The organism is Aquidulcibacter paucihalophilus (assembly GCA_030285985.1).
In the GTDB taxonomy this organism is placed as follows: Bacteria; Pseudomonadota; Alphaproteobacteria; order Caulobacterales; family Caulobacteraceae; genus Brevundimonas.
In genome coordinates, this window is sequence record CP127384.1 from 459,560 (window position 1) to 480,169 (window position 20,610).

A 20,610-nucleotide genomic window follows, 5' to 3' on the forward strand; every position below is an offset into this window, starting at 1 on the left:
ATATTCCGCCCATGCCCGCGCTCGATCCCACAGAATCCGAGTTTGGCTCGACCGAAGAGGCCGAAGCCTATGACGCTTGGTTCCGGGCGAAGGTAGAGCGGTCTCTGGCGGATACCCGGCCTCCGATTCCGCATGAACAGGTCATGGCGGAAATGAAGGCCTTGATCGAGAGCTACCGCAGATAGTCGTGGCCCGGGTCGCCTGGGCCGAAGATGCGCGGTCCGACCTGCGCTCGATTCTTGCCTTCATCGCCGAGCGAAATCCCGATGCTTCCGAGGCTATGAACAACCTCTTCGAGGCCGCTGCCGACCGGCTTGCCCGGTTTTCGATGGCAGGGCGACCCGGGCGCCGAGCCGGCACGCGGGAGATGGTCGTCCATCCCAACTACATTCTGGTCTATCGCGAGGAAGAGAAACTGGTGCGGATCGTGAACGTGCTGCACACCAGCCGACAATACCCGTGACCGGTCTCCTGAATCTGGGAAGAGCAGCATGAAACTCTACATCACCGTCCCGTCCCCCTTCGCCCGCAAATGCCGGATCGTGGCCCGTGAGAAGGGGCTGATCGGCCGGATCGAGGAGATCGTGGTCGATCCCTATGCCAATGCGCCCGAGCTGCTGGCCTCCAATCCGGTGGTCCAGGTCCCGACCCTGATCGCGGAGGACGGCCTGCCGCTCAACGACAGCCCGGTGATCTGCGAATACCTCGACAGCCTCGGCGACGGCCCGCGCCTGCTGCCGGCCGACGGTGCCGACCGGCTGCGCGTGCGGCGGCTCGAAACCCTCGGCAATCAGGCACTGGAGATGGGCGTCAAACTGGTGCTGGAAAAGCGTCGTCCCGAAGCCGAGCGGTCGCCCTCGTGGATCGCCCGCTGGACCGAAAACATGGCCCGCGCCCTCGACGCGCTGGAGGCCGCCCGTCCGGACCCGGACCGGCTCGACATCGGCGTCATCACCGCCGGCGTCGCCGTCACCTGGATCGGCTTCCGCCATCCGGACTTCGACCTGGCCACCGGCCGGCCGGGACTGGTGGCCCTGCAGGCCGCGCTGGAAGCCCGGCCGAGCTTCGCTGACACCCGGCCAAGTTGAGATTGCTTGCTGATACCTCTCGCGTGTGCGACTAGCTCCAAGGAGCTAGGGGGCGTTATGAAATATTTGGTTGGTTTGGGGGCCTTGGCGGGCGCCCTGGCCCTTGCTGTGCCAGCTTTCGCTGAACTGCCAGCTTTACCGAGCTTCGCGGCCGAAGCGGCTTTCTCAAACCCGCAGGAACAAGCGCCGACGTTGAGAAGGCGAATTGCCGTAGGGCGATTCAGCAATAGCTCCCCCTACGGCAGGGCCCTGTTGTTGCCGGGTGAACCGGACCCGATTGCATCGCAGGCGTCGGACATGCTGACCAATGCACTGGTCGGCTCCGAAAAATTCATTGTGTTCGAGCGCCAGGATTTGGATGCCGTCACGAGAGAAAGGACCATCTCGGACGTCGAAGGCGCGACGCTGAGCGGTGTCGACGCTTTGGTGGTCGGTTCGGTCACCCAATTGGGGCGGCGCAATGAAGGCCAGGCTGGCTTTCTCAACTCTCGCCGCCGCCAGACTGTTGCCGCCACCGTGGAGATTCGACTGGTCGATATCCGAAGCGGGCACGTCTTCTTCACAACCTCGGGAACGGGCGAAGCGTCTACCGAAGTGAGCGAAGTCGCCGGATTTGGTTCGCGAGCAGGATACGATTCGACCCTGAACGACCGCGCAATCGCCGCGGCGATTGCTGACACCATGACCAACGTCATACGGCGCCTCGAGGAGCGCGCATGGTTTACGGATGTCCTGCGTGTCGATGGTTCTCGCGTCTTCATAACCGGTGGAGCCTCGCAGGGTATTCGGCCGGGTACCGAGTTTGTTGTCGAGACTGCGGGTGATGTCGTGATCAGTGGTCAAACCGGTTTGCCGATCACCCTTCCTGGAGCTCCTGTCGCTCGTATCCGTGTCGATAGCTCGTTCGGTGACAGCGCTGAGACTGAAGGATCGATCACTTCGATCACTTCCGGCTCCCTGGAGGGCCAGAACCTGCATCGCCTTCGCGTCATGGAGATTCGCTGATGCGCCTGCCAAAGATACCCGCGGTCGTTGTGATGATGGTCCTGTCGGGATGTGCCTCCTACCCCACGTCGTCCGTCAGCCAAGGAGCGGCGGACGCCGGGATCTGGATTTCCGGGGCTCCTGCAGGAGCGCAAATCCGTGTCGCCGGCACGGTCTTGGGTCCAGTGATTTCATTCGGCGACAGTCGCCATGTCGCGCCTCTCGAACCGGGACGGCATGAAGTTGAGATTGTCTCCGCTGGTGGTGAAGTCGTCTCCAGACAGGTTGTCGTCCTGTCTGCGGGCGCGAAATATGAGGTACGCGTGCGATGAGGACCGTCAGTAGGCTGCTATTGATCGGGGCTGTGCTTGCGGTGTCCGCCTGTGCGCCAGCGTCGCGATTCGAGTGGGGAACGTATGAGAGTACTCTTTACGCTTACTCCAAGACCCCAGAGGCGAAGGAAGCCTATAGAAACTCATTGGTTGCCGCTCTCCGCAACGGAGAGGCTTCCAACCGGGTCGCGCCGGGTCTGAATGCCGAGCTGGGCTACCTCTATATGGAGGAGGGGCGGACAGCAGAGGCGATCCAGTGTTTTGAAGCCGAGAAGCGTCTGTTTCCGGAAGCTCAGCAGTTCATGGATGGGGTGATCATTCGGTTGCGCTCCGGTGAATCCGTAGGAGCAAACCGATGAGCATCGTTAAGAACATCAAGACTCTCGTGATTCTAGCCGTGGGCGCTTTGTTTTTGACGGCCTGCGTCACGGCGCCCGCGCCGAAAAACTACTCGCCATTTTACAATGAAAATCCGCGGAGCATCCTTGTGGTGCCTGCGCTGAACAATACAGTTTCCGTCACTGCTTCTGACTTTTTTGTTTCCACTGTATCTCGACCCTTCGCAGAGCGTGGTTACTACGTTTACCCGGCCTACATGGTGAAGCGTGTTCTCGAAGACCAAGGTTTGTCTGACGCGGGGCTTGTCCATTCTGCTGACGCATCTCGTCTCGGAAATCTGTTCGGATGCGATGCAGTCTTGTTCGTTGAAATTCAGCGGTGGGAAAGCCAGTACATTGTGATTTCGACGTCGACGAACGTGCAGTTCGACTACGTCCTGAAAAGCTGCAAGACTGGCGAAGAGCTCTGGCGCGATACTCAATCGCTGACCTATTCGCCTCAAGCCTCAAATTCGGGCAACCCGCTTGCTGACCTGCTGGTTCAAGCGATCGTTTCCGCGATTGAGAAGGGGGCCCCGAACTACATTCCTCTTACGCAGCAGGCTAACCTGCTCGCTTCCTCGATGCCTGGCCAAGGACTGCCTGCCGGTCCCTACCTCCCGACCACCTATGGTCAGGATCGGGCACAGTTCCCGGCGGGGCAGTAAAATCCGACGATGAGGGCGGGACAGGCGCAGGCCGGTCCCGCCCTTGTCGTTTCACCCCAGCACCCCCGCCAGCTGCAGCCCCTGGAACGCCGCCAGCGCCAGCAGCAGCAAGCCGACCGCATAGGTCAGGACCTTTCGCGGCACCCGTTTGGCGATCAGGCCCGCGAACGGCGCCGCCAGCAGCCCGCCGGCCACCAGACCGCCCACTGCCGACGCGTGGTTCTCCAGCGCGCCCGCCTCGGCCCAGTGTCCCGTGACCAGGGCCCAGACGAAGGTCGCGCTGATGGCCACGGTCAGAAAGAACTCGGCCGTATTGACCGTGCCGATGGCGCGGCGCGGCTCCTGTCCCGCCGCGACCAGGGTGGAAGACACCGTCGGACCCCAGCCGCCGCCGCCGACCGCATCGAGGAATCCCCCGACCGCGCCCGTCGGGGCCATCAGCCATGACGGCAGGCGGCGTGGCTGGATGTCATGGCCGGCCCGCCAGACGATGTAACCGCCGATCACAGCCAGATAGAGGACGATGAACGGCTTGATCACATCGCCCTCGATCCCGCTCAGCACATAGGCGCCGAGGCAGCCGCCGATCACGCCGGCCAGGGCCAGGGGCCGCAACAGCCGCCAGTCCACATTCCTGTGCCACACATGGCTGCCCGCCGAGGCCGCGGTGGTGAAGACCTCCGCGCCGTGCACGCTGGCCGAGGCCATGGCGGGCGGCACGCCGAAGGCCAGCAGCACCGAGGAGGAGATCACCCCATAGGCCATGCCCAGCGCCCCATCGACGGCCTGGGCCAGCGCGCCGACCACGAAGAACAGCAGGAAGGTTTCCATTCAGTCCGATCTGAAACAGCAAGGCTGACGAAAGCAAAGCCCTGCCCGAACATTGGTTGCGCGGTCAGGCCGCCACAGCGCCGCTGTCCACCGCCCGCGCGATCGCCGCCAGCACGTCCCGGCGGCCATAGGGCTTGAGCACCAGGGCGGTCGCCAGCCGGGCATGGCGCGCCGCCGCCGCCACGTCGCCGGACAGGAACATCACGGGCACGCCCCATGTCTCCTTCAGCGCCCGGGCCAGGGCGAGGCCGTCGCCGTCGCCGATCAGATTGATGTCGACCAGCGCAAGGTCGATCCCATGCAGGCCCGCCGCCGTAATGGCCGCCGCCGGATCCGAAAATGGGCCCACGACGCCGTGCCCTGCCTCGACCAGCACATCCATCAGGTCTGCCGCCGTGACCGGATCATCCTCGACCACCATGATCGTCAGCGGCGGTGTGGTCGGGGCGATGGCTTCGTCTCCGGCCTGCAGCGGCACCGCCTGTCGCGTCAGCACCGCGCGCAGGTCGCGCCACACCCCGGCCGCGGGCCGCTCTGCGTCGAGGTCGAAGATCCGCGCCATGGCGTCCAGATCGACCCGCGCCGCATCGGAAATCTCCGCGGGCGCGGGCTCCAGCAGCCCGTCGTACAACGCTCTCAGCCGGGCCAGTTCGCTCCCCTCGTCCTGCCTCGTCTTCAACGTGCCATCAAACATGCGACCTCCGGTTCCGGATCGAAACTGGGGTCCCGACCGGCCCGGCGAAACCGGCCTGACGGCCTTGTGACGCCCGGTCACGATCACGCCATCGCCGCGCCGCATCGACAGGGCGGCGTCCGTCGGAGTAAACACCGCCTCCCGTTTTGAAGAGGCGCTTCCCCCTTGCGACTGCCCCAGGCCCGGCTCGATCAGGTGCTCGACCGTTTCCACCAGGTGGAGGCGCGCATGGGTGCGGCCAGCGATGGTCAGGAGATCGTCCGGCTCTCGAAAGAGCATGCGGAGATGAAGCCCATCGCCGACGCCGTCATGGCGCTGGCGAAGACGCGCGCCGAGATGGCCGATCTGGAGGCCATGGCGTCGGACCCGGAAATGGCCGAGATGGCCGCCGACGAGCTTCAGACCCTGAAGGACACCCTGCCGGACATGGAGCGGGACGTCGCCCTGCTGCTGGCCCCGCGCGACGCTGACGAGAACGCCTCGGCCGTGCTGGAAGTCCGCGCCGGCACCGGTGGCGACGAGGCCGCCCTGTTCGCGGGCGACCTGTTCCGCATGTACTCCCGCTACGCCTCGACCCGCGGCTGGAAGGTCGAGCTGGACTCGGCCACCGAGGGTGACGCCGGCGGCTACAAGGAAATCATCGCCACGGTTACCGGCGACGGCGTCTTCGGCCGGCTGAAGTTCGAAAGCGGCGTCCACCGCGTCCAGCGCGTCCCGACCACCGAGGCCGGCGGCCGCATCCACACTTCGGCCGCCACCGTCGCGGTCCTGCCCGAGGTCGAGGATGTCGAGATCGACATCCAGGACAAGGATATTCGTATCGACACCTTCCGCGCCTCGGGCTCGGGCGGTCAGCACGTCAACAAGACCGACTCGGCCGTGCGCATCACCCACTTCCCGTCGGGGATCGTGGTGACCTCCTCGGAGAAGTCGCAGCACGTCAACCGCGACAAGGCGATGAAGAACCTGCGCGTCCGGCTGTACGACATGCAGCGCCAGATGAAGGACGACGCCCGGTCCGACTCGCGCAAATCCCAGGTCGGCTCCGGCGACCGCTCGGAACGCATCCGCACCTACAATTTCCCGCAGGGCCGCGTCACCGACCACCGCATCGGCCTGACCCTGCACAGCCTGCCGCAGATCCTCGAGGGCGACATCGACCCCCTGCTGAACGCGCTCATCGCCGAGGACCAAGCCGCGCGGCTGGCGGATCTGGAGGCGGAGTTCAGCTGATCAGGGCTTCCTGATCCGCCGCTTCAGCAGCCGGTCCGACAACGCCTCCGCATGCTTCAGCGTGAACGCCAGCGCCGCCGGCGACCCGCGCTTCGGCCCGACCGTATCCGCCACCACCGCGCCCCGCTCGCCGATCGCCCGCGCATCGCCGGTGGTCGTGTCCATGGCCGTCTGGTGCTCGATCTCGGCGTTCAGCTCGGCCCCCATCAGCACGATCTGGACGGTCAGCCAGGTCCACAGCAGGAAGCCCATCATCGCTGCCAGCGGGCCGTAGTAGGCCGTGCGCACGAAGGTCTGCAGGTACCAGCTGAAGATTAGCGACAGGGTCAGGCTCAGCAGGGCGGCGAAGATCGCGCCCGGCGTCAGCCAGCGCCAGCGCGCCTTCTGACGGCATGGCCCCATCCGGTAGATCAGCGTCAGGGCGGCACCATAGACCAGCAGCAGGACCGGCCAGCGGAACGGCGCCAGATAGCTCCACTCGGCGGCCCAGCCGAACACGCCCAGCACCAAGGGTACGCCGACGATGGCCGCGGCAGTGATCAGGATCGAGGCGAGCCCGCCGACGGTGAAGGCCATGCACATCAGATTGTAGCGGACGATGTTGCGCTTCTCGACCTCGTGATAGGCGACGTTCAGGCCATAGAAGAGCACCTTGATCGCCCCGTTCGCGGTCCACAGTGACAGGGCCAGGGTCCAGATCAGGGTGAAGGTCAGCTGGGTGTTTGAATTGGCCGCCAGCCGGTTCATCTCCTCCGCCAGGAAGCGGGCCACCCCCGACGGCATCACCGAATAGAGGAATGAGATGCGTGAGGCGGCGTCCGCCGGATCGGCGAACAGGCCGTAGACGGTCACGAAGGCCGCGAGCGTCGGGAACAGCGACAGCATGACGAAGAAGGTTACGCCCCCGGCCAGGAATCCTATCCGGTCGCCGAAATAGGACATGCCCAGTCGCCAGAAGATGTCGACCCAGCCCTTGTGCGGAATATGCTCCGGGCGCTGGGCCAGACGCCCCCGGCCGGGTTCCTTCGCCTCGAAATCCTCCGGCGTCGCCGGACGCGGGGGGAGGGGCTCCGGCCGCTCCTTGCGCAGTTCGACCCCGAATTTGTGCCCGCGCGAATACAGCAGGTGCGCCGCGCCGGCACCCGCCGCCAGTCCGCCTGCGACGGCACCGAACACACCCCAGACGCCGATTTTCCCGGCCTTTTTCGATCGTCCCTGCATCCCGGCCACAACGGCTCCCCGTGCGGCCCTGTTCCACCGCTTGCGCAAGGGGCCATGCTCCGGCACGAAACGCCATGGTTGAGCCACTGTTTCCATCCGCCTCCGGCATTGTGACCGCCCTCTGGCGCCACCCGGTCAAGGGTTTCACGCCCGAGCCGCTGGACGCTGTCGACCTGCCGACCGGGGGCTGGTTCCCCGGCGACCGGATGTTCGCCGTCGAGGACGGCCCCTCCGGCTTCGATCGCGCCGCCCCGGAGCATCTGCCCAAGCAGAAATTCACCGTCCTGATGCGCACGGCCGAGGTGGCCGGAGTCCGGACGCGCTGGAATGAAGCGACCCGAATGATCGACGCCGCGTCTGACGATCACGGCTCGATATCGTTTTCCGTCGATGATCCCCGGTCGCGTGACTATTTCTCGGCCTGGCTGGCCGACGTGCTGGGTGACGCCGTCATCGGGCCCCTGCGGCTGGTGTCTGCCGAAGGACTCGACCACCGCTTCATGGACCACCCGCTGGGCCGCATCTCCCTGCTCAATCTGGCCAGCGTGCGCGATTTCGAGGCCCGCGTCGGCCGTCCCGTCGATCCGCGCCGCTTCCGCGCCAACGTCTGGATCGAGGGCTGGCCGGCCTGGATCGAGAACGACGGCACCGACCGCGACCTGGCCCTCGGCGGAGCCCGCCTGCGCGGGGTCAAGCCGATCGTCCGCTGCGCCGCCACCCATGTGGACCCGGACACCGCCGCGCGCGATTTCGATCTGGTCCCGGCGCTGTTCGATCTCTATGGGCACCGCTGGTGCGGCCTGTATGCCACCCTCGCCGCGGGCGGAGCGGTGCGCGTCGGCGACCGTGTGGAGATGACATGACCCAGACCCCCGGTCCGACCCTCGTCGCCGCCTGGAAGGCCGCGACCGCCACGCTCAAGGCCGGCCGTATCGACAGCCCGTCCATCGACGCCCGTCTTCTGCTCGAGGTCGCCACCGGCGCGACCCGCACCGACATCCTGACCGACCCCTACCGCGTCGTGACCGCTGACCAGCAGGCCGCGCTGGACGCCTTCGTCGAACGCCGTCTGCGCCGCGAGCCCGTGTCGCGCATCCTCGGCAAGAAGGGCTTCTGGAAGATCATGCTGAACGTCACACCCGACGTGCTCAGCCCCCGACCGGACACCGAGGCCATTCTCGACGTCGTCATGCTGGCCTTCCCGCCGCACAAGGCCTTCGAGATGATCGACCTGGGCACCGGCTCCGGCGCCATCCTGCTGGCCACCCTGGCCGAGCGATTCGGCGCCCGTGGCGTCGGCACCGACATCTCCTTCGAGGCCCTGGCCGTCGCGAAAGAGAACGCCACCAACCTCGAGCTCGACAACCGCGCCACCTTCCTGCGCACCGAATGGGCCGCCGGTTTCGGCGACGCCAGCTTCGATCTGGTGGTGTCCAATCCGCCCTACATCCCCTCTGGCGACATTCCCGGCCTCGACCCCGAGGTCCGCGACCACGACCCGCTTCTGGCCCTCGACGGCGGCCCCGACGGCCTCACCGCCTATCGCGAACTGGCCCCCGAAATCCGCCGCATCCTCCGCCCCGAGGGCATCTTCGCCGTCGAGATCGGCTGGGACCAGGGCCCGCAGGTCAAGGCCCTGTTCGAGGCCGCGGGCTTCGAGCACGTCATCATCGTCAAGGACCTGTCCGACCGCGACCGCGTCATCACCAACGGCCCGGACCCGAGGACAAACCCCATCCCGAAGATGTAGGCGGCTCCAAACAAACCCCTTGGAAACGGCCCCATGCCGCGCTAAGTCTTCGCCTGTCTCCCACCCAAAACGCACGCCTTGGACCGCTTCAGGCCCATCCACGCGCGCCCGGGACAGTGACGGTCGGGCCAGTCGCCCGGCGGACCACGGGGCCGACAACGGATTTCCGATCACATCGTCAGCGGGGATTGGCCTCGCGCGAGACGGAACGACGACACGGACAGACCCAGGCGCATGGCGCGTCGGGCGGTCCCTCATAAAAAGCACGGTAGCGTCCGATGAGAGATTTCAAGGGCATGAAGCGTCAGCGCGGACGCAACAGAAAGCCCGGCGGCGGCAGCGGCAACAACAATGCCAACGCCACCAACCCGAACCGCTCGTGGGACTCGCAAGGCCCCGAGAACATCAAGGTTCGCGGCAACGCCCAGACCGTCTATGAGCGCTACATGCAGCTGGCGCGCGACGCCTCGGCCGCGGGCGACCGCGTCCTGGCCGAGAACTACACCCAGCACGCCGAACACTATTTCCGCGTCCTGCGCGCCCTCCAGCCCTCGCGTCCCGTGTCCGAGATCGCCCAGCGCGAACTGGCCGGCCAGGGCTTCGACATCGATTTCGAGGACGAGACCGGCGCCCAGGCTGCCGCCATCATGGCCGCCGAAAAGGTCGAGGCCGACCGTCTCGCCCAGATCGAGGCCCGCCAGCGCGAAGCCGAGGAACGCCAGAACGACCGCTCGAACGACCGTCCCAACGATCGTCAGGGTGAACAGCCCCGCCGCGAATGGCGCGACCGCGACGACCAGCCGCGTCAGGACCGCGAGCCGCGCGAACCCCGTGAGCCCCGCGCCGAAGGCGAGGGCGGCTTCAACCCCGACGGCAGCCGTCGCGAGACCCGCCGCGAACGCTGGGAGCGTCGCCAGCTGGAACGCAACGCCCGCTTCGAACGCGAAGGCGGCGAGCCCCGCGCCGAAGGCGACGCCCCTCCTGCCGAGGCCGTTGAGGCTGCACCCGAGGTCCGCGCCGAACGTCCCGAACGCGCCGAGCGCCCGGCCCGCGCGGAACGTCCCGAGCGCAAGCCCCGCCGCGACGCCGGCGTGGCCACCGACGACGGCCCGTCGGCCCTGCCGGGCTTCCTGACCCGTTCGACCGCCCCCGCGCCCGCCGCGCCGGACGCTGTCGAAGCCCCGGAAGAAGCCGCCGCGCCCAAGCGTCGCGCGCCCCGCCGCAAGGTCGAGGCACCCGCCGCCGAGGACTGATCCGCCTGCGACGCGTGCGCGCTTGACGCGACGGCACATGACTGGCCCAAGGAGCGCCAGACCTGTCCCGGAGCGCCCATGTCCCGCCTGTCCCGGCCCGCGGCCCTGATTGTGCTGGCGAGCCTCGTCCTCGCCGCCTGTGCGTCCACGCCCCCGCCCCCGCCCCCGCCCCCGCCTCCGCCGCCGCCGCCGCCCGCCGGGTCCGACGGTCCCGTCGCCCTGCGTGACTGGCGCAGCATCGTCACCGCCGGCGATCGCGACCGCTACAGCCGCCGCGCCGCCGCCTGGTCCCTCGCCCTGCAGCAGGCCCGCCGCCAGCCCGGCTCGGGCGACCTGACCGGCCTGGGCGATCTGATCGACCCGCGCGCGGCCCTGTCATCCGTCGCACCCCCGCCCGGCGACTATCGCTGCCGGACCGTCAAACTGGGCTCCCAGGGCGGCGAGGATGGCCTCGGCTACGTCGTCTACGGCTGGTTCGCCTGCCGTATCGAACAGACCCCGCGCGGCCTGAAATTCTCCAAACTGACCGGGAGCCAGCGTCAGGGCGGTCTGCTCTTCCCGGAGAACGACCGCGAGATGGTCATGCTCGGCTCCCTCGCCCTCGCCGCCGAGCCGCCCGCCAACTCCTACGGCCAGCGTCCCGACCGCGATCTGATCGCCGTGCTGGAACGCATCGGCGACCGCCGCTGGCGGCTGGTCATCCCCTGGCCCCAGGCGGAGTCCAACCTCGATCTGATCGAGCTCGTTCCAGCCTGATCATCATCGGACCATGCCGCCGCCCGTGAGCTCGATCGCCATCATCGGTGCCGGACCCGCCGGCCTGGCCGCCGCCCTGATACTGGCGCGGCAGGGACGGACCGTGGACGTCTTCGAACGCTTCGAACAGGCCGGTCCGGTCGGGGCCGGCTTCATGCTCCAGCCGACCGGCCTCGCCGTTCTCGACGACCTCGGCCTGACCCCGGCCGTCGAGGCCATGGCCCAGCCGATCGACCATCTGTTCGGCCGGGAGTTCCGGCGCGGCCGGGTCGTCCTGGACGTGCGCTACGCCGACCTGAAGCGGCCGCGCCCGGCCCTCGGCGTCCATCGCGCGGCCCTGTTCGACGTCCTGTATCGCGCCTGTGTCGAGGCCGGCGTCCGCTTCGAGACCGGCCGGGAAATGGTCGTCGCCGAAGGGGGCCGGCTCACGGATGTCCGCGGTGCTTCCACCCCCGCCTTCGATCTCGTCATTGATGCCTCGGGCGCGCGCTCGCGGATCGCCGCCGCCCACGGCGCCGCGCCGCGCCCGCTGACCTGGGGTGCCCTGTGGGCGACCGTCCCCTGGCCCGGCGAACCCTTCGACGCCCGCGCCCTGCAACAGGTCTATCGCGGGGCCTCGAAGATGGTCGGCGTCCTGCCCGTCGGGGCCCGGCCCGGCAGCCCTGATCGCCTCGCCACCTTCTTCTGGAGCCTGCGGACCGACGACCATGCCGCCTGGCGCGCCGCCGGCCTGGACGCCTGGAAGGCCGAGGTCCGCGCCCTCTGGCCAGACACCGCCGGCCTGCTCGAGGCCCTGACCGACCCGGACCAGCTGACCCTCGCCCGCTACGGCCACCACACCCTCGCCCGACCGGTCGCCGACCGGCTGGCGATCATCGGCGACGCCGCCCATTCGACCAGTCCGCAGCTGGGGCAGGGGGTCAACATGGGCCTGCTCGACGCATGGAGCCTGACGCAGGCGCTGTCGTCCCATGCCGATCTCCCGGCTGCCCTGTCCGCCTATGCCGCCGCCCGACGCTGGCATGTGCGGTTCTATCAGGCCCTCAGCCTCGGGTTCACGCCCTTCTACCAGGCCGACGGCCGTGTGCTGCCGTGGATCCGCGACCATGTGTTGGGCAAGGTGGCGCGCCTGCCGCTGGCCCCGCGTCTGCTGGCCGCGACCGTCTCCGGCCTGCTGCTGGACCCCCGCCCGCGCGACCGCCGCTGATCCGTCACGCACGCCGCCCTTGACCCTGGCGGCCCCGACGGCGAGTCTGGCGACGCGGGGCGGTCCCGCCCTGTCAGGAGGCTCTCATGCGCGGCGTCAGCATAACCATCGGCTCGGTCATCGCTGTGGTGATCGTTCTCGCCATCGTCATGATCGGCCTGCCGACCTACAACGTCTATTCCAAGCAGATGCAGGGCAAGGCCGCCTATGAGGAGGCGGTGCAGAACCGCCGCATCCGCGTGCTGGAGGCCCAGGCCGCCCTCGATTCGGCCCAGCTCACCGCCCAGGCCGAGGTCGCCCGCGCCCGCGGCACCAACGAGGCCAACCGCATCATGGCCGAAAGCCTCGGCGGCCCGGACAACTACCTGCGCTGGGCCTATATCGACATGCTCAAGGAAACCGCCGGCAAGGCGGGCCGCGAAACCATCTACATCCCCACCGAGGCCGGCATGCCCCTGCTTGAGGCGGGCCGGGTGTCGCGCCGACAGGCGGAGTAGGGGACCTCAAATCTTCGTCAGGCGCAGGTCGTGATAGTCGTAGCTGAAGTCCGCATCCGGACTGACCGCCTTCATCGTCGCTGACACCGGCCGGCCGTTCTCCAGCGTGAAGGTGATGAAGACGTCCTCCTCGCGCCGGTCGGTGAACCGGGTCCGCAGGGTGTCGCCGTCGTACGGCTCGACCGGCCCGTTCAGCGACGGCGTCCGGCTGAAGCTCAGCCACAGCTGCAGGTCCCGAGCCTGTATCGTGATGTCGCCGTACCAGGGGTCGCGCCAGGTCCCGGCATAGGCCGCCAGCGGCAGGGACGGCGGCGCGCCCGCGGCCTGTTTCGCATCGATCTCTGCCGCCGCCGCGCCCGAGGCCGCGTCGCCCTCGCGGTGCAGCCGCTGGCCGTCCGCGATCCAGTCGAAGCCGGTCTTGCCCATCACGATGTCGGTGATGCCGCTGCGCAGCGCCCGCGTCAGGAAGCTTTCCTCGGCATTGGTGAAATACGAAAAGCCGGCGTTGCGTCCGGGGATCAGCACCGTGCCCGAGACGAATCCGGGCGCCCCGCCGCCATGGGTGATCATCCGCTCGCCGCGATAGTCCTGCACCTGCCAGCCGGTGGCATAGGTCGAGGCGATGGCCCGCCCGGGCAGGGTCTCCGTCGGCCCCGCCGAGTTGGAGATGATGATATTGGGCCGCCACATCTCATTGGCCCGCGCCTCGGAATACAGACGCGTCCCGTCCGGCAGGGCACCGCGCGCCAACTGCACCGCGATCCATTTGGCCCAGTCGACCGGCGTGGTGACGAAGCCGCCCGCCGCCCCCGCCGACGACCAGTTCCAGACTTCCTGGATCGACTGGCCGATCGTCTGCATCGCACCCTGGTACCGCAGCGGCGGCCCGACCCGACCGTGCGGCAGGGCCGATTTCGCCGGATCGGCCGCGGTCATCAGCGGCAGGGTCTCGCTCATGCCCAGACGGTCGAGAATCCGCGTCTGGATGAAATCCTCCCACGCCATGCCGGAGGCTGCGGCGACGACCTCGCCGGCCACCACGAACATCAGATTGCAGTAGTGGTAGCTGGTGCGGAACGTGTCCTCGATCGGCACATGCGGCACGGCCGCCATGATCTCGGCCCGGGTCCGGTCGCTATTGGGCCAGAACAGCAGGTCCCCGGCGCCGAGGCCGAAACCGATCCGGTGGCTGACCAGGTCGCGCACCGTGACCATGTCGTTCAGCTCGGGCTTGGACAGGCTGAAGCCGGGCAGATAGGTCCGCACCGGCTCGTCCCACTTCACCTTGCCTTCGTCGATCAGGATGGCGAGGGCGGCGCAGGTCACCGCCTTGGTGTTGGAGGCGATGGCGAACAGGGTGTGCTCATCCACCGCCGCTCCGCCGATCGCCCGCACACCATAGCCGCGCGTCAGCACCGCCTGACCGTCCTTGACCAGCGCCACCGACACCGCCGGCTGCTCCGGAAAACCGGCCATGACCCGTTTCACATAGGCGTCGACCTGATCGGCCAGCGAGGCGCCGTCGTTCGCCGCCGCCTGCGCCCAGCCGGTCGCGGGCAGGGCGGCCGCTCCGGCCACCGAGGAAACCAGGGCCGCGCGGCGGGTGAGGCGGATCGACATGGGGGGACTCCGGACAGGTTCGGCGCGGACGCTAGCCCGCGCGTGCGGAGCCTGTCCATCGCCGCCTCAGCCCCGGCGCTAGGCCCGTGTCTCCCACGCCATCCATACGGCGACCAGGGCGATGCCGCCGGCCATCAGGGCGCGCGCCGCGGGTCCCTGCATGCGTTTCAGCACCAGGCCGCCGGCGCTCGCCGCGCCCAGCACGATCAGCGAATGGATCGCCACCGCCACCGCCAGATGCAGCCCGCCGAGGGTCAGCGCCTGCGCCAGCGGCGACCCGTGATCGGGGCGCATGAAGGTCGGCAGCAGGGCGACATAGAAGACCGCCGCCTTGGGGTTCAGCAGATTGCCTGTCATGCCGCGCAGGAACAGGCCGCGCAGGGTGCTGTGGTCGGGGCCGTCGGGCGCGGCCGGGTCGCTGTCGCCGCGCCAGGCCTCCCAGGCCAGCCACAGCAGGAAGACGACGCCCGCCCAGCGGATGATCTGGAACAGCGGTGGCCAGATCAGCAGGACCTGGGTCAGGCCGAAGGCGGCGGCCAGCATCCAGGCCGCCAGCCCGACCGTCACCCCCGCGACCGCCGCGAACCCCGCCGGCCGTCCCCGCCCGAGCGACACCAGCGCCAGCCAGCCCATGTTCGGCCCCGGCGTCAGCTCGATCAGGGCCACGGCCAGCAGGAAGGGCGCGATGACGGCGGGATCGACGGGCCAGGCGGCATGCGGGATCAAACGGGCGCTCCGGGGGTCATGAAGGTCCGCCTCCGACCTATCCCCCTGCCGGCCGGAAGGCCAGAGACCCGCCGGGACCACCCACGGACACCCCATGCTCTGCGGCGGGGAGGCGGCCGGTTCTGACGGCGGCATAATGAAAAAGATGTAACTCGCTCCGGCTCACCGCGGTCGATATGGAAAGGAAACTTGACGGGCTGACGCCCGATCACGCGCAGGGGGCGCACGCCATGACTTCCATCCGTTTCCTGCTGCTCGTCGGCACGGCCCTTGCGACCTCGTCGGGTGCCGCCTTCGCCCAGACCCCCGCGCCGGCCCAGGGCCAGACCCCGCCGCCGGCACCTGCGCCCGCCGCCACGCCGCAGGAAGAGGCTCCGGCCGAGGGTGCTGAAAAGCCCGCCGAGGCCGCGGCGCTCGACGAAGTGGTCGTCACCGCCCGCCCCAATGACATCCGCACCTCCAGCGAAGGCACCAGCTACAGCCTCGCCAACGATCTCCAGGCCCAGACCGGCACCCTGGCCGAGGCGCTGCGCAACATTCCCTCGGTCGAGGTCGACCCGGACGGCAATGTCAGCCTGCGCGGCGATGCCAATGTCACCATCCTCGTCGACGGCCGGCCCGCCAGCCAGTTCAACGGGCCCAGCCGGGGCCAGCTGCTGCAGCAGATTCCCGCCGCCCAGTACGCCCGTATCGAAATCCTGACCAATCCGTCCGCCGCCTACAGCCCCGAGGGCTCGGGCGGGGTCATCAATCTCATCTCCAAGCCGGCTACGGTCCGGCCCGGTCAGACCACGACCGGCTCGCTGCGCGCCAATATCGGCGACACCGGCCGCTACAATATCGGCGGCAGCCTCTCGCATGTGAACGGCCCGACGACCCTGTCCGCCGACGTCGGCGTGCGCCACGACGCCTATCTGCAGGAGCTCGAGCGGCTGCGGACGCGGTTTGACGCCGGTTCCGGCCGGTTCCTCGAGGCGCGCCAGAGCCAGAATGTCGAGGGCGATTCCGACAGCGTCTTCATCCGCCTGGCGGTCGAGCACAATCTCGACGACAAGACCCAGCTGACCGGCGATGTGCGCCATACGGACGTCGACAGCTTCGCCGACAGTCTCGACCTGTATGAGGCCGACGCCGCCGGCGGCGGCATCGCCTCGGCCTATCGTCGTGTCTCGGGCGGCGGCTTCCAGGGCCAGTTCTCCGGCGCGAGCGCCCGGGTCCTGCGCCGCTTCGACGCGGCGGGCCATGAGTGGTCCAACGAGCTGCGCTACGACCGCAACCGCTTCGGCATTGAGCTCGCCACTCTGGCCGACCAGCTGATCCCGGTGACGGCCCCCTTCAATGAGCTGCTCAGCAACCAGAACCGCCAGGACCAGATCGGGTTCACCAGCGCCTATGTCCGGCCGATGGCCGACGGCGGCCGCCTGCGCCTGGGCTATGAGCGTCAGGGCCTGACCCTCGAACAGGACAACCTCTTCGCCCGCGGTCCTACCCCGGCGACGCTGGTCACCGATCCCGTCGTGTCCAATGAATTCCACCTCGATCAGACGGTGCACGCCGTCTATGCGACCCTGGAACGGCCGTTCGGCGAGAAGCTGACCGCCCAGTTCGGCCTGCGTCTCGAACAGGCGGATCTCGAACTGAACCAGATCACCTCCGGCCTGCGGTCGTCGCAGGACTATTTCCGCGCCTATCCGACCCTGAACGTCTCGTACCAGCTGGACGAGACCCAGACCCTGCGGGCCAGCTACGGCCGCCGGATCCAGCGCCCCGGCCCCGGCGACCTCAACCCCTTCCTGACCTACCAGGACAGTCTGAACCGCCGCTCCGGCAATCCCGACCTGCTGCCGCAGGAGACGGACGCGCTGGAGCTGATCTGGGGCTACCGCCAGCAGCAGACCTTCTACCAGGCCACCCTCTATTACCGTGACACCCGCGACGCCTTCACCCCGGTCACGACCGATCTGGGCGGCGGCGTCTTCCTGACCCGTCCCGAAAACCTCGGGGCCAGCACCTCGACCGGCCTCGAACTGGTGGCCAGCGGGGCCCTGCATCCGACCCTGCGCTACAATGCCAGCCTCAACGTCTTCCGCCAGGAGATCGATGCCGCCGGCCTCGTCGGCACCGTCGACAGCGAGGGCGAGAGCGTCTCCGGCCGTCTGACCATGAACTGGACACCGACACAGGAGGACTTCCTCCAGGTGTCCGGCATCTGGGGCGGCGAGCAGCTGCTGGCCCAGGGCAGCCGCGAACAGTCGACCCTCGTCAATCTCGGCTATCGCCGGAAGATCAATGACGCCTGGTCGTTCAATGTGACGGTCCGGGATGTGTTCGACGATTTCGGCTCCACCACCACCCTGACCACCCCGACCTTCACCGACCGGGCGGACCAGGTGTTCGGCGGCCGCGCGGCCTTCATCGGCCTGACGTGGAATTTCGGGGGCGGTCAGCGGCGGCCCGAACAGTTCGACTTCTCGGCACCGACCACCGGCGGGTGATCCCGCCGGCTTCGGCCGGCTCCCAGCCTCCCCCTTGCGTGGCGTTTCGGTCACACCCACCTGAGCTGCAGCCGCACGGCGCGTTGCTTGCATCAGAGGGCGCGTCGGCGGATTCCGCCTGACACAGGGGACCACATTGAACCTCGACCTCTACTCCGACCGCGCCAAACAGGCCGTCCAGTCCGCCCAGTCGCTGGCCCTCGCCCGCCGGCACCAGCAGTTCGCCCCCGAACACCTGCTCAAGGTGCTGCTGGAAGAGCGCGACGGCCTCGCCCGCAATCTGATCACCGCCGCCGGCGGCGACCCGGCCAGGGCCGAGACCGCCACCGAAACCGCCCTGAAAAAGCGCGCCCAGGTCACCGGCGGCAACGGCCAGATCTATCTCGACGGCGACACCGCCCGCGTCTTCTCCTCCGCTGAAGAGGCCTCGAAAAAAGCCGGCGACGCCTTCGTCACCACCGAACGCCTGCTCAGCGCCATCGCGCGTGAAGGCGGCGTCGCGGCCGAAGTCCTGAAATCCGTCGGGGCCACCCCCGCCGCCCTCGACGCCGCTATCGCCGAGGTCCGCAAGGGCAAGACCGCCGACAGCGCCGGGGCCGAGGACGCCTATGACGCCCTCAAACGCTATGCCCGCGACCTGACCCTGGCCGCCCGCGACGGCAAGATCGACCCGGTCATCGGCCGCGACGAGGAGATCCGCCGCACCATCCAGGTCCTCGCCCGCCGCACCAAGAATAACCCCGTCCTGATCGGCGAGCCCGGCGTCGGCAAGACCGCCATTGTCGAGGGCCTGGCCCTGCGTATCGTCAACGGCGACGTGCCCGAATCCTTGCGCGACAAGACCGTCATGGCCCTCGACATGGGCTCCCTGATCGCCGGCGCCAAATACCGCGGCGAGTTCGAGGAACGGCTGAAGGCGGTCCTCGCCGAGGTCACGGCGGCCGAGGGCGGGATCATCCTGTTCATCGATGAGATGCACACCCTGGTCGGCGCCGGAAAGGGCGACGGCGCCATGGACGCCTCCAACCTGCTCAAGCCCGCGCTCGCCCGTGGCGAGCTGCACTGCGTCGGCGCCACCACGCTGGATGAATACCGCAAGCACGTCGAGAAGGACGCGGCTCTCGCCCGCCGCTTCCAGCCCGTCTTCATCGAGGAGCCCAGCGTCGAGGACACCGTCTCCATCCTGCGCGGCATCAAGGAGAAGTATGAGGTCCACCACGGGGTGCGCATCTCCGACAGCGCCATCGTCGCCGCCGCCACCCTCAGCCACCGCTACATCACCGACCGCTTCCTGCCCGATAAGGCCATCGACCTGATCGATGAGGCCGGCAGCCGCGTGCGCATGGCCGTCGACTCCAAGCCCGAGGCCCTCGACGAGATCGACCGCCGTCTGGTCCAGCTGAAGATCGAGCGCGAGGCCCTGAAGAAGGAATCCGATGCAGCGTCCAAAGCCCGGCTCGAAAAGCTTGAGGACGAGATCATCGACCTCGAGGGCCAGTCCGACGACCTCACCGGTCGCTGGAAGTCCGAGAAGGAAAAGGTCGGGCAGGGGGCCCAGCTGCGCGAAACCCTCGACCGCCTGCGCGCCGAACTGATCGCCGTCCAGCGCGCCGGCGACCTCGGCCGTGCCTCCGAGATCGCCTACGGCCAGATCCCCCAGATCGAGAAACAACTCGCCGACGCCGAGGCCGCGGAGGCCGACAAGTCCGGCCCGCTCACGCCAGAAGTGGTCGACGCCGAACAGATCGCCCAGGTCGTCTCCCGCTGGACCGGCGTCCCCGTGGACAAGATGCTGGAGGGCGAGCGCGAGAAACTGCTGGCCATGGAGGACGCCCTGCGCCGCCGCGTGGTCGGCCAGGACGAGGCCCTCACCGCCGTCGCCGACGCCGTCCGCCGCGCCCGCGCCGGCCTCAACGACCCCAACCGCCCGCTGGGCAGCTTCCTCTTCCTCGGCCCCACCGGCGTCGGCAAGACCGAGCTGACCAAGGCGCTCGCCGCCTTCCTGTTCGACGACGAGGCCGCCATCACCCGGATGGACATGTCGGAGTACATGGAGAAGCACAGCGTCTCCCGCCTGATCGGTGCCCCGCCCGGATACGTCGGCTATGACGAGGGCGGCGCCCTGACAGAAGCTGTCCGCAGGCGCCCCTATCAGGTCGTCCTGTTCGACGAGGTCGAGAAGGCCCACCCCGATGTCTTCAACGTGCTCCTGCAGGTGCTGGACGACGGCCGCCTGACGGACGGCCAGGGCCGGGTGATCGATTTCAAGAACACCCTGATCATCATGACCTCCAACCTCGGGTCAGAGGCCCTGGCCAACCAGGGCGAGGGCGACGACGTCGAGTCGGTCCGCCCCTACGTCATGGAACAGGTCCGCGGCCATTTCCGCCCCGAATTCCTGAACCGCATCGACGAGATCATCCTCTTCCGCCGCCTCGGCCGCGACCAGATGGCCGGCATCGTCCGCATACAGATGGCCCGGTTCGAGAAACTGCTGGCCGACCGCCGCCTGACCCTCTCGCTGGACGACAGCGCCTACGCCTGGCTGGCCGACAAGGGCTATGACCCGGTGTACGGGGCGCGTCCGCTGAAGCGCGTCATCCAGAAGGACCTCGTCGACCCGATCGCGAAGAAGCTGCTGGCCGGGGAGATCGAGGACGGGTCGGTGATCGCCGTGTCAGCCGGGGAGGGCGGGCTGGAGATCGGGAAGGCGCGGGTGCACTAGACCTCCACCTTCGTCATCCTCCGGCAAGCCGCGCCTTCGCGGCGCAGACCGGGGGACCCAGCGGCGCGCGCGAGCGCGACCCTGCCGGGAGCTCGACGTTCACGACAGCCTGCCTGAACAGGTCGCCTTCGGCGCCGCTGGGTCCCCCGGTCT

20 protein-coding genes are annotated in these 20,610 nt (G+C 68.3%); 15 read left to right on the plus strand and 5 right to left on the minus strand.

The genetic code is table 11. From position 1 onward, the window contains the following. The first annotated feature begins 11 nt into the window (after positions 1-11). From KB221_02365 to KB221_02390, 6 genes are all read left to right on the plus strand, one after another. Positions 12-185 carry a hypothetical protein gene (locus KB221_02365; GenBank protein ID WIY69875.1) on the plus strand — a complete coding sequence of 58 codons (174 nt, stop codon included), beginning with the start codon at positions 12-14 and terminating at the stop codon, positions 183-185. A gap of 2 nt (positions 186-187) precedes the next feature. Then, on the plus strand, positions 188-463 hold the full coding sequence (locus KB221_02370; GenBank protein ID WIY69876.1) for a type II toxin-antitoxin system RelE/ParE family toxin: 276 nt from the start codon (positions 188-190) through the stop codon (positions 461-463). A gap of 28 nt (positions 464-491) precedes the next feature. Further along, the gene (locus tag KB221_02375; protein WIY69877.1) at positions 492-1,088 is read left to right on the plus strand and encodes a glutathione S-transferase N-terminal domain-containing protein; all 597 of its coding nucleotides are present in this window, start codon (positions 492-494) and stop codon (positions 1,086-1,088) included. A gap of 57 nt (positions 1,089-1,145) precedes the next feature. Then, positions 1,146-2,093 carry a CsgG/HfaB family protein gene (locus tag KB221_02380; GenBank protein WIY69878.1) on the plus strand — a complete coding sequence of 316 codons (948 nt, stop codon included), beginning with the start codon at positions 1,146-1,148 and terminating at the stop codon, positions 2,091-2,093. 307 nt (positions 2,094-2,400) lie between these two features. Next, complete coding sequence (locus KB221_02385) at positions 2,401-2,763, plus strand: DUF4810 domain-containing protein (GenBank protein ID WIY69879.1); 363 nt, start codon at positions 2,401-2,403, stop codon at positions 2,761-2,763. Further along, positions 2,760-3,449: a DUF799 family lipoprotein gene (locus KB221_02390; protein WIY69880.1), complete on the plus strand. Its 690-nt coding sequence runs from the start codon at positions 2,760-2,762 to the stop codon at positions 3,447-3,449. Before KB221_02385 ends, KB221_02390 begins: the two co-directional genes overlap by 4 nt. Before the next feature lie 51 nt (positions 3,450-3,500). On the opposite strand, the gene KB221_02395 is transcribed toward KB221_02390, so the two are convergent. Both KB221_02395 and KB221_02400 read right to left on the minus strand, forming a co-directional pair. Continuing rightward, complete coding sequence (locus tag KB221_02395; protein ID WIY69881.1) at positions 3,501-4,280, minus strand: sulfite exporter TauE/SafE family protein; 780 nt, start codon at positions 4,278-4,280, stop codon at positions 3,501-3,503. 64 nt (positions 4,281-4,344) lie between these two features. Further along, positions 4,345-4,974, minus strand: coding sequence for a response regulator (locus KB221_02400; GenBank protein WIY69882.1), 630 nt, complete (start codon positions 4,972-4,974; stop codon positions 4,345-4,347). A 165-nt stretch (positions 4,975-5,139) separates the two neighbouring features. On the opposite strand from KB221_02400, the gene prfA reads away from it, so the two are divergent. Then, positions 5,140-6,207 carry a peptide chain release factor 1 gene (prfA, locus tag KB221_02405; GenBank protein WIY69883.1) on the plus strand — a complete coding sequence of 356 codons (1,068 nt, stop codon included), beginning with the start codon at positions 5,140-5,142 and terminating at the stop codon, positions 6,205-6,207. On the opposite strand, the gene KB221_02410 is transcribed toward prfA, so the two are convergent. Then, on the minus strand, positions 6,208-7,428 hold the full coding sequence (locus KB221_02410) for a YihY/virulence factor BrkB family protein (protein ID WIY69884.1): 1,221 nt from the start codon (positions 7,426-7,428) through the stop codon (positions 6,208-6,210). 74 nt (positions 7,429-7,502) lie between these two features. Here KB221_02410 and KB221_02415 point away from each other — a divergent pair, with 74 nt between their 5' ends. The 6 genes from KB221_02415 (at position 7,503) to KB221_02440 (ending at position 12,891) form a co-directional block, all read left to right on the plus strand. Continuing rightward, on the plus strand, positions 7,503-8,291 hold the full coding sequence (locus KB221_02415) for an MOSC domain-containing protein (protein WIY69885.1): 789 nt from the start codon (positions 7,503-7,505) through the stop codon (positions 8,289-8,291). Then, positions 8,288-9,178 carry a peptide chain release factor N(5)-glutamine methyltransferase gene (gene prmC / locus KB221_02420; protein WIY69886.1) on the plus strand — a complete coding sequence of 297 codons (891 nt, stop codon included), beginning with the start codon at positions 8,288-8,290 and terminating at the stop codon, positions 9,176-9,178. Before KB221_02415 ends, prmC begins: the two co-directional genes overlap by 4 nt. 296 nt (positions 9,179-9,474) lie before the next feature. Further along, a complete protein-coding gene (locus KB221_02425) occupies positions 9,475-10,431 on the plus strand; it encodes a DUF4167 domain-containing protein (protein ID WIY69887.1) in 957 nt (318 codons plus the stop codon). 78 nt (positions 10,432-10,509) lie between these two features. Further along, a complete protein-coding gene (locus tag KB221_02430) occupies positions 10,510-11,187 on the plus strand; it encodes a DUF4893 domain-containing protein (GenBank protein ID WIY69888.1) in 678 nt (225 codons plus the stop codon). Positions 11,188-11,200: 13 nt separating this feature from the next. Further along, positions 11,201-12,394, plus strand: coding sequence for an NAD(P)/FAD-dependent oxidoreductase (locus tag KB221_02435; GenBank protein WIY69889.1), 1,194 nt, complete (start codon positions 11,201-11,203; stop codon positions 12,392-12,394). 86 nt (positions 12,395-12,480) lie between these two features. After that, the gene (locus tag KB221_02440) at positions 12,481-12,891 is read left to right on the plus strand and encodes a hypothetical protein (protein WIY69890.1); all 411 of its coding nucleotides are present in this window, start codon (positions 12,481-12,483) and stop codon (positions 12,889-12,891) included. Positions 12,892-12,897: 6 nt separating this feature from the next. Here KB221_02440 and KB221_02445 read toward each other — a convergent pair whose 3' ends face one another. Together KB221_02445 and KB221_02450 are read right to left on the minus strand one after the other, a co-directional pair. Beyond that, positions 12,898-14,511 carry a serine hydrolase gene (locus KB221_02445; protein ID WIY69891.1) on the minus strand — a complete coding sequence of 538 codons (1,614 nt, stop codon included), beginning with the start codon at positions 14,509-14,511 and terminating at the stop codon, positions 12,898-12,900. Positions 14,512-14,589: 78 nt separating this feature from the next. Continuing rightward, positions 14,590-15,237 (minus strand): LysE family translocator, encoded by a 648-nt coding sequence (locus tag KB221_02450; protein ID WIY69892.1) that lies wholly within the window; start codon positions 15,235-15,237, stop codon positions 14,590-14,592. A 230-nt stretch (positions 15,238-15,467) separates the two neighbouring features. Between KB221_02450 and KB221_02455 the strand changes: the two genes are divergently transcribed. Further along, a complete protein-coding gene (locus tag KB221_02455) occupies positions 15,468-17,732 on the plus strand; it encodes a TonB-dependent receptor (GenBank protein WIY69893.1) in 2,265 nt (754 codons plus the stop codon). A 136-nt stretch (positions 17,733-17,868) separates the two neighbouring features. Beyond that, a complete protein-coding gene (clpB, locus tag KB221_02460) occupies positions 17,869-20,457 on the plus strand; it encodes an ATP-dependent chaperone ClpB (GenBank protein WIY69894.1) in 2,589 nt (862 codons plus the stop codon). Positions 20,458-20,610 lie beyond the last annotated feature (153 nt).